The organism is Neobittarella massiliensis (ex Bilen et al. 2018) (assembly GCF_900289145.1).
GTDB lineage: Bacteria > Bacillota > Clostridia > Oscillospirales > Ruminococcaceae > Neobittarella > Neobittarella massiliensis.
The window spans coordinates 164410-182187 of sequence record NZ_OKQO01000001.1 but is presented as its reverse complement, the minus strand read 5'-3'; the positions used below and the strand labels follow the sequence as shown (position 1 = coordinate 182187).

Annotated in this window: 13 protein-coding genes; 7 read left to right on the top strand and 6 right to left on the bottom strand. The window is 59.9% G+C overall.

The window, feature by feature from the left end; all coding sequences use genetic code 11:
- The first annotated feature begins 33 nt into the window (after positions 1-33).
- The 3 genes from C6Y32_RS00930 to C6Y32_RS00920 all read left to right on the top strand — a co-directional run bounded on the left by C6Y32_RS00930 (position 34) and on the right by C6Y32_RS00920 (position 8021).
- A complete protein-coding gene (locus C6Y32_RS00930) occupies positions 34-801 on the top strand; it encodes an ABC transporter ATP-binding protein (RefSeq protein WP_105203286.1) in 768 nt (255 codons plus the stop codon).
- Positions 794-2794, top strand: coding sequence for an FtsX-like permease family protein (locus tag C6Y32_RS00925; protein ID WP_105203285.1), 2001 nt, complete (start codon positions 794-796; stop codon positions 2792-2794). Before C6Y32_RS00930 ends, C6Y32_RS00925 begins: the two co-directional genes overlap by 8 nt.
- 520 nt (positions 2795-3314) lie before the next feature.
- The gene (locus C6Y32_RS00920) at positions 3315-8021 is read left to right on the top strand and encodes an InlB B-repeat-containing protein (RefSeq protein ID WP_105203284.1); all 4707 of its coding nucleotides are present in this window, start codon (positions 3315-3317) and stop codon (positions 8019-8021) included.
- A 234-nt stretch (positions 8022-8255) separates the two neighbouring features.
- Here C6Y32_RS00920 and C6Y32_RS00915 read toward each other — a convergent pair whose 3' ends face one another.
- The 3 genes from C6Y32_RS00915 to gltX form a co-directional block, all read right to left on the bottom strand.
- A complete protein-coding gene (locus C6Y32_RS00915; protein ID WP_105203283.1) occupies positions 8256-9200 on the bottom strand; it encodes a nucleoside hydrolase in 945 nt (314 codons plus the stop codon).
- A 16-nt stretch (positions 9201-9216) separates the two neighbouring features.
- Positions 9217-10155, bottom strand: a complete 939-nt coding sequence (locus C6Y32_RS00910) for a nucleoside hydrolase (protein ID WP_105203282.1) — start codon at positions 10153-10155, stop codon at positions 9217-9219.
- Positions 10156-10381: 226 nt separating this feature from the next.
- Complete coding sequence (gene gltX / locus C6Y32_RS00905) at positions 10382-11848, bottom strand: glutamate--tRNA ligase (protein WP_105203281.1); 1467 nt, start codon at positions 11846-11848, stop codon at positions 10382-10384.
- A gap of 269 nt (positions 11849-12117) precedes the next feature.
- On the opposite strand from gltX, the gene C6Y32_RS00900 reads away from it, so the two are divergent.
- The 3 genes from C6Y32_RS00900 to C6Y32_RS00890 all read left to right on the top strand — a co-directional run bounded on the left by C6Y32_RS00900 (position 12118) and on the right by C6Y32_RS00890 (position 15133).
- Positions 12118-13308 carry an aminotransferase-like domain-containing protein gene (locus tag C6Y32_RS00900; RefSeq protein WP_105203280.1) on the top strand — a complete coding sequence of 397 codons (1191 nt, stop codon included), beginning with the start codon at positions 12118-12120 and terminating at the stop codon, positions 13306-13308.
- A gap of 89 nt (positions 13309-13397) precedes the next feature.
- The gene (gene trpS / locus C6Y32_RS00895) at positions 13398-14402 is read left to right on the top strand and encodes a tryptophan--tRNA ligase (protein WP_105203279.1); all 1005 of its coding nucleotides are present in this window, start codon (positions 13398-13400) and stop codon (positions 14400-14402) included.
- Between the two features lie 425 nt (positions 14403-14827).
- On the top strand, positions 14828-15133 hold the full coding sequence (locus C6Y32_RS00890) for a helix-turn-helix domain-containing protein (protein ID WP_105203278.1): 306 nt from the start codon (positions 14828-14830) through the stop codon (positions 15131-15133).
- A 153-nt stretch (positions 15134-15286) separates the two neighbouring features.
- Here the strand turns inward: C6Y32_RS00890 and C6Y32_RS00885 are convergent, their stop codons facing one another.
- Positions 15287-15802 (bottom strand): spore maturation protein, encoded by a 516-nt coding sequence (locus C6Y32_RS00885; RefSeq protein WP_105203277.1) that lies wholly within the window; start codon positions 15800-15802, stop codon positions 15287-15289.
- Positions 15799-16386 (bottom strand): nucleoside recognition domain-containing protein, encoded by a 588-nt coding sequence (locus tag C6Y32_RS00880; RefSeq protein ID WP_164998056.1) that lies wholly within the window; start codon positions 16384-16386, stop codon positions 15799-15801. Before C6Y32_RS00880 ends, C6Y32_RS00885 begins: the two co-directional genes overlap by 4 nt.
- Positions 16387-16563: 177 nt before the next feature.
- On the opposite strand from C6Y32_RS00880, the gene C6Y32_RS00875 reads away from it, so the two are divergent.
- Positions 16564-16812, top strand: coding sequence for an AbrB/MazE/SpoVT family DNA-binding domain-containing protein (locus C6Y32_RS00875; RefSeq protein ID WP_105203276.1), 249 nt, complete (start codon positions 16564-16566; stop codon positions 16810-16812).
- 110 nt (positions 16813-16922) lie between these two features.
- Here the strand turns inward: C6Y32_RS00875 and C6Y32_RS00870 are convergent, their stop codons facing one another.
- A complete protein-coding gene (locus C6Y32_RS00870; protein ID WP_164998055.1) occupies positions 16923-17765 on the bottom strand; it encodes a DUF975 family protein in 843 nt (280 codons plus the stop codon).
- Positions 17766-17778 lie beyond the last annotated feature (13 nt).

The window sequence follows — 17778 nt, the reverse complement described above, 5'->3', positions numbered from 1 at the left end:
GTATCGCCAACAACATATAGGAGGTATCAGACGATGTCCGTATTAGAGGTACGAGGTCTCAAAAAAGTATATACCACCCGCTTCGGCGGCAGCCGCGTCCAGGCCCTCAGCGACGTGTCCTTCTCGGTCGATCAGGGCGAATACGTGGCCATCATGGGCGAGTCGGGCTCCGGCAAGACCACCCTGCTCAACATCTTAGCCGCGCTGGATAAGCCCAGCGGCGGCACCGTACTGCTGGGCGGCCGCGACCTGAGCGGCATCTCCGAGCGCGAGATCGCCGCCTTCCGCCGCGACAATCTGGGCTTTGTGTTTCAAGACTTTAATCTGCTCGACACCTTCTCCCTGCAAGATAACATCTTTCTGCCGCTGGTGCTGGCCGGCAAGCGCTACGGCGAGATGGCCCGCCGGCTGCAGCCGCTGGCTGCCCAGCTGGGCATCGCCGGTATCCTGCACAAATACCCCTACGAGGTCTCGGGCGGCCAAAAACAGCGGGCGGCAGTCTGCCGGGCACTTATCACCAGCCCCCAGCTGGTGCTGGCCGACGAGCCCACCGGCGCGCTGGATTCCCGCGCCGCCGACAGCCTGCTCGACCTGTTCGGGCAGATAAATCGCGCCGGCCAGACCATCCTCATGGTCACCCACTCCACCAAAGCCGCCAGCCACGCCGGCCGGGTGCTGTTCATCAAAGACGGGCAGGTGTTCCACCAGCTGTACCGGGGCGAAAACACCTCGCGGCAGATGTTCGAGAAGATCTCCGACACGCTCACCGTGATCGCGACAGGTGGTGACCGCCGTGACTAAGCTGTTTTATTCCCGGCTGGCGGCCACCAATATCCAAAAGAACCGGCGCACCTACCTGCCCTTCTTGCTCACCTGCACCTTCACCGTGTCCATGTACTACATGATCACCTCGCTGTCGCAAAATCCCGGCCTCGACAAAATGCTCGGCTCCGATGTGCTGCGCTACACGCTGTCGCTGGGCGGGTGGGTCACCGCCATCTTCTCGGCTATCTTCCTGTTTTATACCAACAGCTTTCTCATCAAGCGCCGCAAAAAAGAGTTCGGCCTCTTTAACATCCTCGGTATGGAGAAAAAGCACCTGGCCAAAGTCATCGCCCTCGAAACGCTGTACGTGGCCGTCATCAGCCTGGCACTGGGCCTGGGCCTGGGCGTACTGCTGGAAAAACTGCTGTTTTTGGTCCTGCTCAAAATGTTCGAGACCGCTATCCCTCTGGGCTTTTCGCCCTCGCTGTCCGCGGTGTTCATGACGCTGGCGCTCTTCGGCGCCATCTTCCTGCTCATCTTTTTAAACACCCTGCGGCAGATCCGCGTCTCCAGCCCCATCGAGCTGCTGCACAGCGGCAACGTCGGCGAGCGCGAGCCCAAGACCCGCTGGATCATGGCCGTGCTGGGGGCCATCTCGCTGGGGGCCGGCTACTATATTTCGGTCACCACCAAAAACCCCGTCGCCGCCATGGGCCTGTTCTTCGTGGCGGTGCTGCTGGTCATCATCGGCACCTACCTGCTCTTTACCGCCGGCAGCATCGCCCTGCTCAAATCCATGCGCAAAAACAAGCGCTTTTACTACACCTCCAAACACTTCACCAGCGTCTCCGGCATGCTCTACCGCATGAAGCAAAACGCGGTGGGGCTGGCCAATATCTGTATCCTCTCCACCGCCGTGCTGGTCATGGTCTCCTCCACACTCTCCATGTGGATGGGCATGCAGGGCATCCTCGACACCCGCTACCCCCGCGAATTGCTCATCTCCAGCCGCGACTACAGCCAGCAGGCAGTCAGCGACCTGCACCGCGACGCCCAGCAGGTGCTGGACAGCCACGGCCTGCAGAGCAATAACGCCTTCGAGTACACCTATCTCACCTTTTCGCTGCTGGAGCAGGGGGACACGTTCACCACCGGTGGTGCCGACACCTCCTCGGCCAAAATGCTCAGCAGCATGAACAGCCTGCGCAACCTCTTTTTTGTCACCCTGGAAGACTACAACCGGGTCACCGGCCAGCACCAGAGCCTGGAAGACGGGGAGGTACTGCTCTATTCCAACCGCGAGTCCTACCCCCACGACACACTGCGGGTGTTCGACACCACCTTCACCGTAAAGCAGCGCGTCGACGACTTCCCCGGCAACGGCTTTATGGCTGCCAACATCGCCAGCAGTCACTTTCTGGTGGTCAAAGACCTGTCGGTCATCCAGCAGCTCGACAGCTGGCAAAAAGCCGCCTACGGCGAAAACGCCTCCGATATCAAACTCTACTGGGGCTTCGATCTCACCGGTTCCCCGCAGCAGAAGATCGCCTTCTACGAAGATCTGCAGACCACTCTGCACGAGCGGGAGTTCGAGGGCGCGCTGGAATGCCGGTCCGAGGCCAAACAGAGCTTTGTCTCTCTGTACGGCGGGCTGTTCTTTATCGGCGTGTTCCTGGGGCTGCTCTTTACCGTGGCCGCCATCCTCATCATCTACTATAAGCAGGTGTCCGAGGGGTACGACGACCGCGAGCGCTTCGTCATCATGCAGCAGGTGGGCATGAGCCACAGCGAGGTGCGCCGCTCCATACACTCCCAGATCATGACCGTGTTTTTCCTGCCGCTCATCACCGCCGGCATACACATCGCCTTTGCCTTTCCGGTCATCACCCGCCTGCTGGCCGTCTTCAGCCTCACCGATGTCGGGCTGTTCGCCCTGTGCACCGTGGGCACCTTCCTGGCCTTTGGTCTGCTGTACGCGCTCATCTACGGCCTAACCGCCAAGGTGTACTACCGCATCGTGCGCACGTAACTGTCCGCCTGCTCCCATACTGCTCTCATAAATGCGCCGGCTGCCGGCGCCAAAAAAAGAGATCCGGCTCTTCGGTGCCGGGTCTCTTTTTTATGCCGGCGGCCCAGCACCCGCTCACACGCTCCGGCGCCGCCCCACCCCGCCGCGGCTCCCATGTCATCGGTACCTGTCGACGGGCCCAGCACCCGCCACCGGCGGCAGCGCTCATTTGCCACCGTATAAGCGGTGTCGCCAGTGCCGCCAACTGGCCGATCAGTCACATCTCCCCCAGTTCTCGCCACCCAACCCGTCAGCTCTGAGGTCTTTTTTTATATTATTTATAAAGAGCAGTCACTATCTTCTGCCGATTTGGTCACATTTTTGAATTTACTTGACCAAAAATGTAGACTATGTGTGACTGCGATTTTTTCGGCATTTTTCTGTATTTTGGCGCAAAAAACACCCCAAATACATCTTTTTTCATTATATATCCCCCTGTTACTCTCTGTCTACGATCTGGTACACACACAGGAGGAGCATTATGATCACCCAATACAAGCGGCGGCTGCTGTCTCTGGTCACCGCCATCGGCCTTGTTGCCTCTGCCTGGCTGCCCGTCTCAGCCGAGGATACACCGCCGGCCACGACCGCCGGCTGCACACACACTGAACAGTGTACCGCCGCTTCCCATCAGCCCGGCTGCCCGGCCGCCACCGATGCCGCGGCAGAGACCCAGGTCATCACCGGCTTCCCCGGCCCCTCCCCGCTCACCACCCTCCACCTGGGCGGCAAAGTCCCCGCTCAGCAGCTGGGGCTGCCCGATGTGCTGCCGGTCTATCTCGACGGCAGTCAGGAGCCGGTCTCGACCCCGGTCACCTGGTGCTGCGACAGCGACTATGCCGCCACCGATCTGGCACACTACACCTTTTCCCCCCGCTGGGACAGCGCCCACTATACCCTGGACCCCGCGCTGTCCCCGGCCGACCTGCCCTGTGTCGAGCTGCAGATCGATACGCCCCCCGCCGCCGTGGCCCGGCAGGCGGCCAATGTCGTCATTGTCATCGAGGGCAGCGCCGTCTCCAAGCTCAACGTGCAAAAGGTGCTCACGCAGCAGCTGGCCCCCTACAGTGCCGATGCGCCCGCCGGCGACGTGACCCTCATCCTCAATCCTACCGATCTGCGGGTCAATATCAATCAGTTCAGCGGCGGCCCCACCACCTTTATCGATCTGCCCACCGATAAGGGGATCACCTCCTTTACGCTCACCACCACCAAAGACGGGGCCACCGACGATACCCCCGTCGTGCTGTGGGGCGCAGTGGGCGAAGAGGCCAAGATCTACGCCAACGGCATCCCCTTTATCGTCGACGGGCCGGTCAGCGTGGGGGCCACCATCTACGGCGGCTCTCACGGTGCCGACTGCGGCTCTACCAGTATCACTTATAACGGCGCCGCCAAAGCCTACAACCGCACCACCATCTACGGCGGCGGCGACAACGGCAGTGTAAACGGCTCCACCCAGGTCACCGTGCAAAGCACCAACGCCGCATCCTCTAACGGCAACTTCTTTTCTGTCTACGGCGGCGGCGACGCCGAAGGTATCGGCGCCGTAGCCAATGTCAGCGGCAGCACCCACGTCGACATCTACGGCGACGTCATCTCGGTCGTCGGCGGCGGACAGGCCTATTACGGCGCCACCGCCAACGTACAGGGTAATACCAACACCACCTTTCACGCCGGTTCCAGGCTGCTCAAAAAGGTCTATGGCGGCGGCTACGCCTACAACTACTATGCCGACGAGACCGACCGCGATACCCGCTCGGTGGCCAGCGTCATCGGCACCGCCCACATCACCGTCGACACTGCGCTCAGCCAGAGCAGCGACTTCTACGACGGCGACTACATCGTCGGCGGCGGCTACACCAAGATCGGCATGGGTTCCGGCAATACCGCCCCTATTGCCGCCATCGCCGAGGTGGGCGGCGTCGATATCCAGGTAAACGCCGATATCTCTGCCAATACCGAGTCCACCACCGACCGCTGTATCGTCGGCGGCGGCGATAACGACGGCTCACTGTACGCCCAGGACGGCATGAACATCTGCCGCTCCGACGTGCTGGGTGCGGTGCAGATCACCGTCGCCCCGGGCATATCGCTCAATAACGCCATCATCGGCGGCGGCTCCTGTTTCGGCAGCCGCTGCGAGGTGGCGGGCCAGGTCTCCATCACCGTCGGTGACGGCGCCGTCATCGGCGGCCTGATCGGCGGCGGGGTGGTCAACTGCAACATCAAAAGTGCCGCCAGCGCCGATGTGGGCAGCGTCGCCATCCATATCGGCAGCGGCGTGTCCTGCCGGCGCATCTCCCCCGCCAGCGGCCAGTTCATCGGCGGCGGCAATCCCCGCTACCGCTCCGGCTCCAGCTACGACCCCAGCGGCAGTCACGCCGACGTAAAAGGCGATATCGCCACCACCATCGGCGACGACTTTCACTGCGACGACTGGTTCTTTGCCGCCGGCCTGGCCAAAATAGCCGGCACCACGGCCGAGGTACAGGGCGGCGTCTCTACCACCATCGGCAGCGGCGCCAGCATCTCGCAGCAGTATATCGGCGGCGGCGACGCCGAGAACGCAGGCTGCAGCGCCGCGGTGGCCGGCTCGGTCACCAACATGCTGGGCGGCAACTTTTCCTGCTCTTACTTTACTCCCGCCGGCCGGGTCACCGGCACCGGCAGCGCTGTCGCCACCGTGGGCAGCAGCACTGCGCCGGGGGCGGTCAACACCGTCTTTCAGGGGGGCGGCACCGCCGCCTTCAGCGGCTCTGTAGTGGGGGCTGGGCGCACCTATATCGCCGATAGCGACACCACCGTTTATGGCGATACCTCCCTCACATTCAGCGGGGTCCTCCCCAACCAGGTCATCTATGCTGGCGGTTATGCCGGGGCCGCCGGCAGTGCCCGGGTCACCGGCGCTGCCTCGCTCACGCTGAAAGACCTCACCGCCACGTATAATAAATATCTGTACGGCGGCGGGCAGGCCAACGCCGCCGGGGCCAATGCCGATGTGGGGGCGGTAGACCTGCTGCTCGATCACAACGCGCAGATATCCAACTGGACTTTTGGCGGCGGTTATGCCGTCAACGACGCTTCGGCCAGCGCCCGCGTACACGGCTCTGTTTTGCTCCAGGTCAAAAACTGTGACCTGGGCGGCGCCTATCTGCTCGGCGGCGGTTGGGGCGTGGGCAGCGGCCATGTCGAAGTCGACGGCAACACTGCCGTCGCGCTCGAAAACTCTGCCGTCAAACAGCTCTACGGCACCGGTTACTACAGCGCCGCCACCAACTATACCCATGCGGGTCATGTGGATATACGCCTCAAAAATGCCGAGGTGATCGGCGCCGTGTACCCGGCGGGCAACAGCAATTCCAAAGCCAAAAGCGCAGCGCTGTATCTGCTGGGCAATACCTCGCTGAGCAGCGTTACCAGCGTCGATACCGCCTCGCTCACCGATGGACTGTCTGTATATGTCGGTGACGGCAGCACACCTACCAGCGCCGCGGTGGGCTATCTCTACGAGAGCCGTATCAGCCAGGTCCACGTGTATCCCGGTGCCACGCTCACCCACACCTCTGCCGATAACCGCCTGCTTTGGAACACCGCCGACTTGCAGGTCGATACCGGCGGCACATTGGTGCTCTCCGCTTTCGACGAGAGCATATCCGGCAACTTTATCGGCGGCGGTACCCTACAGCTCTCAGCCGGCCAGGTACTGCATGTCGGCGGCGCCGTCAGTGAAAACAGCGCCCTGCAAATATCCGGCGTCCCCGCCGCCCTGCAGACCTGCGTCACCGCCGGCAGCAGCAGCGGAACATTCTCCTATCTCGAAAACGGTCTCGGTCTGAAAAAAGCTGTCGGTCAGGATAAGACCGTTTGGTCCCTCGATACTGTCCACACGGTAACTGCCTCGGTAACAGGGGGGCACGGTACCGTCTCTCCCGCCGGCGATACCGCCGTCATCAGCGGCGAAGACCTCTCCTTTCGGTTCACGCCCGACAGCGGTTATAAGGTCGAGCAGGTACTGCTCGACGGTAGGCCCGTCCCTGCCGAGGACTGCTATACACTGGCCGATATCCAGTCGGCGCACGCCCTGCAGGTCTCCTTTTCTCCCCTCGTCGCGCAGGATGTCGAGGCGGCGGTCGGCGCCATCACCCCGCCGGAAGATAGCGCCTCCCAACACAGCGACGATGTGCTCACCGCCAAGATCCTCTACGAGCTGCTGGAAGATGACGAGAAAGGCAAGGTCTCTCCCGACAGTCTCCACCAGCTCAACAGCCAGTTGGCGCAGCTGGACGGCATACAGATAGAAATGCAAAAACACGTCAACGTAGCTACAGAGGTCGATGCCCCGATGCTGTATCAACTGGCCGATACCGTCACCTTAGACGAGGCCCGTCAGCTCAAAGAGGGGGCGATAAACAAGATCACCCTCAAACTGGTCATCGATCCGGTCGAAAGCGCCGACAGCCAGATCGACCCCGCGCAGGCCGGAGGCCGCACCATCGGCATGTATATGGATATCTCGGTCCTCAAGCAGGTCGGCGGTCAGGCCGCCGAGCCGATCACCGCCACTTCCTCCCCCATCCAGATCGCGGTGACCATCCCCCCGTCGCTGCGGGCGCCCGGGCGCAGTTACGTCATGCTCCGCGCACACGGTGGCCAGGTAGATATCCTGCCCGATCTCGACAGCCAAAGCGACACCATCACCATAAACAGCGACCGCTTCTCCACCTATGCCATCGCCTACACCGATGAGCCCGGCGGCGGCGATCTGCTCACCGTCACCTTCGACGCACAGGGCGGCAGCAGCGTCTCCCCCTATACCGGTATCCGGCAGGGGGCGCACATCCCCGCCCCCGATCCGCCGCACCGCACCGGCTACATCTTCGCCGGCTGGTACCTGGAACCCGATACGCATACCGCCTGGCAGTTTGCCGGCGATACCGTACAGCAAAACATCACCCTGTACGCCCGCTGGGAAAAATCGGGCAGCACCTCCGGTCCGGCCGACACGCAGCAGCCCGGCAGCAGCTCGCAGGGCGGCGATCCAAACGGCGCTGCCGGGCAGTCCCCGGGTGCTGCCACCGGCGACCGCCGCCCACTGCTCCCTATCTGGGCTCTACTGGGCAGTTTTGCGGCGATATCATACGCTTTTTACAGATTGTTCACAATTAAAAAGAGGGGCCGCCCCTAGCAGGCCCCGGCCAAAGCAGAGCAGACAGAGGGTTTTTCCCCTGTCTGCTCTGTTTTTTATTCCCCTCAGTTTCCCTCAGCTTTCCCCAACCTCCCCCAACTTCCCCCCAGCGGCCTTTTTCCCCATCCGGCGGCGCCTGCCCCCGCGCCAAAAGCGGGCCGGGAACACGTTCGTCCCGGCCCGTTCACCATTATAAATGCCCGTCCTGTGTCTCTTTTTGCCCCTGTATAAACCCTAACCGCGCAGTAGATTATAGGCGTAATCTTTGTACCGCCGCTCGCTCACCTTGGTGATCAAAGTAGCGTTTATCGGCTTGCCCGCGCGGTTCCAGTAGTCGTACACCATCACTCCGCGGGTGTATCTGCCCCGGGTCTCAAACTCCATCACGCAGTCTTTTTTCTCCTCCACGCAGTCGGGGCACAGTGCCACCGCCATAGCCACCGGGTCGGCCGGGTCGATCACCGCCCGCCCCCAGCGCTGCTTGTTAAAGCCGATGAGGGTCCGGTTGCAGTCGACTGAAAATTTGCCCACCGGCCCCGAGGCGGTCAGCATCTCGATCTCCTCTTCGGTGGTCAAAATGTCGCCCCGGCACACGTTGATGGGAACCATCACCACCGGCACGCCGCATCCCAATATCAAGTTGGCGCTCTCCACATCGTTGCGGATGTTGCTCTCGGCCGGCGGTACCCAGTAATCACCCGGCTCCATCCAGGCGCCCCCCATCACGGTGATCCGGCGCAGCTTTTTCACCAGGTCCGGCGCCCGCATGATCAGAGTGCCGATGTTGCAGGTGGGCCCCAGCGTCACCAGCTCCAGTTCACCGGCGGGGTGCTGTTTCAGAATGCGCATCAGCGCGTCCACTGCGTGCTCGGTTTTTGGCTGCATGTCCGCCGGCGGCACCAGTCCAATATCGCCCATGCCGTCCTTGCCGTGGGCGCCAAAGGCGTGCTGCATCTGGCTGCAGATGGGCTTTGCCAGTCCCTGATACACCGGCGGGGCATAGGTGCCGGCCATGTGGATGGTGATCAGGGCGTTCTTGGTGGCCTGTTCCAGCGGCACATTGCCCGCCACGGTGGTCACCGCCACCACCTCTACGCTCGGGTCTCGCAGGGCCAGCAGCATGGCCACCGCATCGTCCGAGCCGGTATCGGTGTCGATGAGTATCTTCCTCTTGTCCATACCAGCAAAACCTCCCCTACACGATCTTTTCGTAACAGTATTTCTTGTACGCCGGCCCGTCCATCGAGATGACGATCTCGGCGTTGGGCTCCTGGCCGTAGTGCCCCTTGGTGTCAAAGATCATCATACCGCGGGTGATCTCGCCCTCCTGCTCAAAGGTCACAAAAGCCCGCTCCTTTACGCCAATGGTCTCCGGCGCAGTGGCGCAGGCCATAGCTACCGGGTCGGCCGGGTCAAAGCCGCGCATGCCAAAGCGCTCCTTGTTGCCCTCGATGAGCAGCGTGTTCGACTGCACGCAGAACCGCGCCCGCTCGGTGCCGGTGGCCAGCAGCATCTCCACCTCTTCGCCGGTCATAAAGGCCTCGCCGTGGCAGGCGTTGATGGGCGCAAACAAAAGCGGAACCCCACAGCCGCACACCACATTGGCCGCCTCCACATCGCCTTTTATATTAAACTCGGCAATAGGCGCCGTAAACACTCCGGTCTCGGCAAAAGCGCCGCCCATAATGGTGATCTGGCGCAGCTTTTTCACCAGCTCCGGCGCCCGCATGATAGCCACGGCAATATTGGTCAGCGGGCCCAGAGTCACCAGCTCCAGCGCCTGGTCCTCACTGTGGCGCAGAATGCGCAGCAGCGCATCCACTGCGTGCTCCTTTTGCACCTTGCCTTTGGGTTCGCCAAAATCCATGTCCGCCAAGCCGTTCACCCCGTGGGCCATGGGCGCCCGTATCAGCGACTTCTCCACGATCGGGTGGCTGCACCCCTCGTACACCGGTGGGGCGTAGGTGCCGGCATAGTCGATCGAGAGCAGCACGTTTTTGGTGGCATAGCACAGGTCTACATTGCCCGCCACCGTGGTGATGGCCTCCACTTTTACACGCTCGTCCCGCAGCGCCATAACGATGGCCATCGCGTCATCCGAGCCGGTATCGGTATCGATGAGTATCCTCTTCAACAGTACTCCACCTCATTTTCTCGTCTGTCGTCGGGCCGATCGCGGCCCGGTATCACTTGCTTACTCCCTATTGTACGGCAGTGCCACTGGGCTTGACCATTGGCGGGCTCCACCAAAAATGCCGCTAAAACTCGGCTATCTGCCCGGTAACAGTTTTTTATAAGCAAACGAGCACACTGCCCGGTATCGGGCGGTGTGCTCGTATAAGTTCACAAAAGTACGCTATCTACTGGGCTTCCAGCTGGGCGATACCCTTTTTCAGGCGGGCGATGGTCTCGTCTTTGCCCAAAATGGCCGCCATCTCAATGCCGCCGCCGGGTGTAAACGATTTGCCGGTCAGCGCCACCCGCACCGGCCACAGCATATAGCCGTTCTTTACCCCCAGCTGGCCGATCAGGCCAAACAGTGCCTCGTGCACGCTGTCGGCCGAAAAATCCTCCAGCGCTTCCAGTACCGGCAGCGCCGCCTGCAGCGCCGCCAGTGCCGTCTCGGGGTTGGTCTTCATCTTCTTGTGGGTGTACAGGTCGTTTTCATAGGCCGGCAGCTGGTCGATAAAGTCCAGCTGCGCCGGGATCTCGCCCAGCACCTCGGTGCGGGCCTGCAGCACCTGGCACAGCAGCTTAAAATCGATATCCGCGCGCTGTACCCCCTGTTTTACCCAGGGCAGTGCCACCTGGTAAAACTCCTCCGGGCTCATACGGCGCAGGTACTCACTGTTGATGTAGCGCAGCTTTTGAATGTCAAAAATGGCCGGCGATTTCGAGATGCCCTCGATCGAGAACGACTCCACCAGCTCGGGCAGAGTAAAGATCTCCTGCTCGCTCTGCTCGCCGCGGGGGCTCCACCCCAGCAGGGCAATGTAGTTGAGCACCGCCTCTTTTAGATAGCCCTTGGCCACCAGGTCTTGGAACGAGGCGTCGCCGTTGCGCTTAGAGAGCTTGTGGGTGGCGTCTTTCATCACCGGCGGGCAGTGGATGTACACCGGAACCTCCCACCCAAAAGCCCGGTACAGCAAATTGTACTTGGGGGCCGAGGACAGGTACTCGCTGCCGCGGATGACATGGGTGATGCCCATCAGGTGGTCGTCCACCACGTTGGCGAAGTTATAGGTGGGCATCCCGTCAGCCTTGATGAGGATCTGGTCGTCGAGCACCGAGTTGTCCACCACGATATCGCCGTAGATCTCGTCGTGAAAAGAGGTCTTGCCCTCGGTGGGCATCTTCTGGCGGATCACCCAGGGGATGCCCGCGTCCAGTTTTTCCTGCACCTCTTCGGGGCTCAGGTCCCGGCAGTGGCCGTCGTATTTTGGGGGCTGGCCGCTGGCTTTCTGGATGGTCTTTACCTCCTCCAGCCGCTCCTTGTCGCAAAAACAGTAGTAGGCCTCTCCCTTTTCCACCAGCTCTTTGGCGTAGTCGATAAACATGCCCATACGCTGTGACTGGATGTACGGCCCCACCGGGCCGCCGATATCCGGTCCCTCGTCCCACAAAAGGCCGGTCTCGCGCAGGGTATTGTAAATGATGTCGGTGGCGCCCTCTACCTGGCGCTGCTGATCGGTGTCCTCGATGCGCAAAATAAAGGTGCCGTCTTGGCCCTTAGCCACCAAATACGCGTACAGCGCCGTCCTCAAGTTGCCCACATGCATATAGCCCGTGGGGCTGGGGGCAAATCTCGTCCTCACTTCTCTGCTCATTTTTTTACCACCTTTTGTCGTAATCGGCCGCCCCGATCCGGGCGGTCTTCTCTAGGTAGATAGTTTAGCATATTTTACAGATAAACTCAATTTATTTTGGGCTGTACGGCAAGTATTTAGCCAAAAACCGTGTGCTTCTGGCCGCTCCTTATTTTCTTGCGGCCGGATCTGTGCTAAAATAGTAAATATTATAAAGCGGCCAAGTGCCGCCTGTCCCCAAACCGCGCCCGTCCTGCCAGTCGGTGCACGGGCCAGAAAGGAGTATCGGCATGGACTATCGATTTTCTCAAAAAATGTCCACCATGAAACCCTCGGTCATCCGCGAGATCTTAAAGCTCTCGTCCGACCCGTCGGTCATCTCGTTCTCGGCGGGCAATCCCGCCAGCGAGACCTTCCCCACCGAAAAGATCGCCGCCATCACCGCCGACGCCTTAGCCGTCGATCCGGTCAAGTGTCTGCAGTACTCGGTGAGCGAGGGCTATCCCCCGCTGCGGGAGGAGCTGGTACGATGGCTGGGGCAGGATTATGGCATCAATTTCTCCCACAACTCGCTGCTCGTCACCTCCGGCGCCCAGCAGGGCATCGATCTGGTCACCAAGTGCCTGGTCGACGAAGGCGATACCATCCTCGTCGAAAAGCCCACCTTCCTCGGTGCGCTCAACACCTTCCGCTCTTATAACGCCAACTTGGTGGGGGTGGAAATGGAGGACGACGGCGTCGATCTGGCCAGTCTAGAGCAGGCTATCCGCTCGTCCCACAACCCGCGTTTTTTCTACGTCATCCCCACTTTCCAAAATCCCAGCGGCATCATCACCTCGCTGGCAAAGCGTCAGGGCATTCTCGAGATCTGCCGCCGCTACGGCGTGCTGGTGCTCGAAGATAACCCCTACGGCGATCTGCGCATCAGCGGCCAGCCAGTGTCCACCATCAAGTCGCTGGATGAGACCGGCCGCGACGTCATCTACCTGGGCAGCTTTTCCAAACTGCTGGCCCCGGCCCTGCGGGTGGGCTACACCGTGGCCGACGACGTCCTGATGGCCAAACTGGTGGTGGCCAAGCAGACCACCGACGTACACTCCAACTCGCTGGCCCAGATCATCTGCGCCGAGTTCCTGACCCGCTGGGACGTGCACGACCACATCGCCCTGCTGCAGGAAGTATACCGCAAAAAAGCCGGTGTCATGTGCAGTGCGCTCGACACCTATCTGGGCGGTAAGGTCGCCTACCAAAGGCCACAGGGCGGCCTGTTTATCTGGTGCACCCTGCCAGAGCAGATCGATATGCCCACCTTCTGTAAAGAGGCGGTCAAGGCCGGTGTGGCCGTGGTCCCCGGCAACGCCTTTTACGTAAACGAGGAAGAAACCTGCCACAGCTTCCGGGTCAATTACTCCACTCCCACCGACCAGCAGATCGTCGACGGTGTGCAGATATTGGCAAAGATCGTAGAAAATAGCCTATAATATACGATACGTATATTCTTTTCTGTCGTATCAAGCGCTACAATGTAATATTTTAATTTAAATTTACTTTTAGTATAGGAGAATTCTCTATGGAACAAGCAGCTCCCAAAAAGCGGATATTCAGCGGCATCCAACCCACCGGCATCTTCACGCTGGGCAACTATCTGGGCGCCATCAAGAACTGGGGTCCGCTGCAGGATGAGTATGATTGTATCTACTCCATCGTCGACCAGCACGCCATCACCGTCCGGCAAGACCCGGCCAAGCTGCGGCGCCAGTCGCTGGAGTGCTATGCACTGCTCATCGCCTGCGGCATCGACCCCGAAAAGAGCGTCCTGTTCATCCAGAGCCACAACCCCGCCCACGCCCAACTGTCGTGGGTGCTGGGCTGTTTCACCCAGTTTGGCGAGCTCTCGCGCATGACCCAGTTTAAAGATAAATCGCAAAAAAATGCCGACAACATCAATGCCGGCCTGTTCACCTATCCGGTGCTCATGGCCGCCGATATCCTGGTGTACAACGCCGACTTGGTGCCGGTGGGGCAAGATCAGAAGCAGCACCTGGAACTGGCGCGCGACATTGCCGGCCGCTTTAACGGCGTGTACTCCCCCACCTTCACCGTGCCCGAGGGCTATATTCCCAAGACCTCGGCCAAGATCATGAGCCTGACCGAGCCCGGGAAGAAGATGAGCAAGTCCGACCCCAACCCCAACGGCTACATCTCCATCCTCGACGACGTCGACACCATCCTGCGCAAATTCAAGCGCGCCGTCACCGACTCCGACGGCGAGGTCTGCTACCGCGCCGGCAAAGACGGTATCAACAACCTCATGTCCATCTACGCCTCCATCACCGGCAAAGACTTTGCCGCCATCGAGTCAGAGTTTGCCGGTAAGGGCTACGGCGACTTTAAGATGGCCGTGGGAGAATGTGTGGCCGACTGCCTGCGCCCGGTCCGAGAGGACTTTGCCCGCCTGATGGGCGACAAGGCCTACCTGCAGGCGTGCTACACCAAAGGCGCCGAGAGCGCTCGCCGGTTAAGTGCCAAATGCCTGCGCAAGGTCTACAAAAAGGTTGGCTTTATCGAGCTATAGCTCCCACATGGATCTTCTAAAAAGAGACGGCTGTCGCCGTCTTTTTTTGCGCCTTTTTTCGCCAGCTACCGCCGCCAAATGCCCCATCCTCCCTTGTATTCTTTTAAAAAGCGTATACACTATGGGCATATCATATTTCTTTTTGCACACTTCTTTGCCGCCCAAAATCGCAAAGTCTCAGGCCTCTTTACAAGTTTTGGATAATTTTGGATAAATACATGTAATTTTATAGGGAGAAATGCAGATTGATAGCAGAAAAACCCTCTATTCGAAGTATTTATCGTCTATATGAGTACGCACATTCGGTACACTATGTGTATATATATTTCCGCTGTATAGAGCCCGGGTGTGTCGGTAGGAGATCAGGGCTGTGTTGGGTGGGAGTTGGGAAGCATTTGTAAAAGACGGAGTATTGGAGGTGCCCTATGGCAGAACTCTCGCAATTATCGGCAAAAATCAAATTACTCAGACAGAGCTATGGCCTCACACAAGAGCAGTTGGCTGAGCGGCTCTGGACCACTAAATCAGTCATCAGTTCCTACGAGACAGGAGCCAGACAACCCACTTACCAAAACCTGATCAAACTGGCGACCACCTTCCGCGTCTCTACCGACTGGCTGCTGGGGATCAATGAAGACGTGCGCGTCTCCTCGACCAACCTGACCGAGAGCCAGATCGAGGCAGTCAACCACATCGTCATCGAACTGCAAAAAGCCAACGGCACGCTGTAACTGCACAAAACAGTCAGCGCGCCGTGCGCCCGGCCGTTTTGGCGGAGCGCCCAGACCAGCAGATAGCCCATCGTTTCGCCTCCTATATAAAGGGGCGATCAAAAAGAGAGCTGCCGCGGCAGCTCTCTTTTTCCTGTCTCTTTCCCGCCGCAACTATCTCCCCAGCAGCAGATGCACCAGCAGCGCACTGCACACAAAGCCGGTCATGTCGGCCGACAGCGCCGACGGCAGCGTGTGCCGTGTCTTTTTGATGCCGATCGCCCCGTAGTACAGCGCCAATGTGTAAAAAGTAGTCTCGGTAGAGCCCATCAGCACGCTGGCCACCCGGCCGATGGTCCCGTCGGGCCCAAAGTTCTGCAGGATATCCTGAAAGATGACCATAGCTCCGCTGCCCGATATAGGGCGCAGCAGCGCCAGCGGCAGCACCTGCTTGGGCAGACCCAGCAGCTCTGCCAGCGGGGCCAGCCCCGCCGTCAGCAGATCCAGCCCGCCCGAGGCCTTAAACATCCCCACCGCCGTCATCAGCGCCACCAGCGAAGGCAGTATCTTTAAGATCACCTTCATGTTCTCACCGGCGCCCTCTACAAAGCAGTCGAACACCGGCACGCCCCGGTACAGCCCGTACAGTATAAAACCCACCAGCAAACAGGGCACCGCATAGCCGGTCATCGCCGCCTCCTGTGCAGCGCGCAGCCCAGCTTGGCCACCGTCAGCCCCACCGTCACCGACAAGATCGACGCCAGCCACACGCAGGGCAGTATCTCCATCGGGGCCTGGCTGCCGGCCTTTAACCGCAGTGTGGCGGTAGTGGTGGGGATGAGTTGCAGCGAGGCGGTGTTGAGCACCACGAATAAGATCATGTTGTCGGTGGCCGTCTCGGGGTCGGGGTTCTCTTTTTGCAGCTGGGTCATCGCCGCCAGGCCCAGAGGTGTGGCGGCGTTGCCCAGCCCCAGCAAGTTGGCCATCAGGTTCATGGCGATGGCGGCAAACGCCGCGCTGCCCCGCCGCAGCCCGTGAAAGATCCTGCCCAAAAGCGGGTACAAAAGCCCCGATATCTTCTCCGACAGGCCCGACTTCTCGGCGATCTTCATCACCCCGCCCCACAGGCACAGCCCGCCTAAAAGCGTGGCCGACAGCTCCACCGCCTTCAGGCACTCGCCCAGCGCCGCGGTGCTCACCGCATCGATGCGACCGGTCAGTGCGCCAAAGATCACCGACAGCACCACCAGTCCCGACCAGATATAGGTCATCATGGCAGCCACCTCCTGGGCTATACTTATGCGCCGTGCCCAGCCGTCATGATTTCTTCCAAAATTTTACTTGTAATATTTGACAAATCGACGTAAGACTACTATAATATACTAGAAATTACGGATCAGAACAAAATATCCGTATTCTCCCCAACCATCCACGCGAAACGGAGGACAAACATGAAATCTACAGGTATAATCAGAGAAATGGACGAACTTGGCCGCATTGTCATCCCCAAAGAACTCCGCCGCACCCTGTCTATGGAAAAGGGCTCTCACATCGAGATCTTTACCGATAAAGATATGATCTGTCTCAAAAAGGCGGGCAACGGCTGTGTGTTCTGCGGCAAAGAGAGCGAGCACCTCACCAGCTACATGGGCAAATACGTGTGCGCCGACTGCGCCAAGAACCTCAGCTCCGGCAAATAGTTTTCCCCACCGCCCAAAACGGGATTTGGTAGGTCCTGTATTCGGCGCCAAGACAAATAAAATACGAGCTGGCAAGCACACCGCTTAGCCAGCTCGTTTTTTATGTTTCTCTACTTGCCTGCCGCCCGGCTTCCCCGGTAGTCGGCAAAATCGGTGCTGTACAGGTAACAGCGGGCATACAGGGTACACACGGTAAAATAGTGGGGCACTGCGTAGAGGATGGGGATGATGAATATACAGGACAAAAACCACGGAAAAAACGACAGGTCCAGCATCATGATCTCGCCCCGATGGCCGTGCATCTGCCGCACCGATATGAAAAAGGCCTGCCGCACCGTCACCTCCGGGTGCGATACCACGATGTACTTGGCCAAAAAGTAGCGGCGCAAAAAGCAGTACAGCAGCGGCACCGTAAAGATAAACAGCAGCACCGACAGCATCAGCGCCACCGAACCCACGGCGATCATCCAACTGCTGCTGGCTGCCAGGTAACCGCGGTAGCCAAAAAACAGCAGCAGGCCCGACGGCAGCATAAACAGCACCGTGTACAGCGCACAGCGGGCCCAAATGTTCACCGTGTACCACAGCGAGCGGCCAAACATCCTCAGCGAGCTGAACTGGCTGAACATCTCCCACACCGGGGTGTTGGGGTAGCAGGCGGCGTTCCAGTACCAGCTCACCTGCCCCATATAGATGGGGCTGAGCACAAAAAAGCGCAGCACCGCAATGAGCAGGATGATCAGCAGGCTCAGCTGCACCACCCTCGACGACAGGTCGATGTGCGGCTGGGCCAGCAGGCTCTCAAAGCCCAGCACCCCCAGTGTCACCGCGCAAAGCCGCTCGATAGCCCAGAAGAATAGGACCACCGCCACCACCATAAAGGCGATAGCCAGCGCCTTGCCGATCTGGTGGCGCAGTATTTTTTTGGAGTCGCGTTTGAGCTGTTGTCGCAAAGTCCGGTCCTCC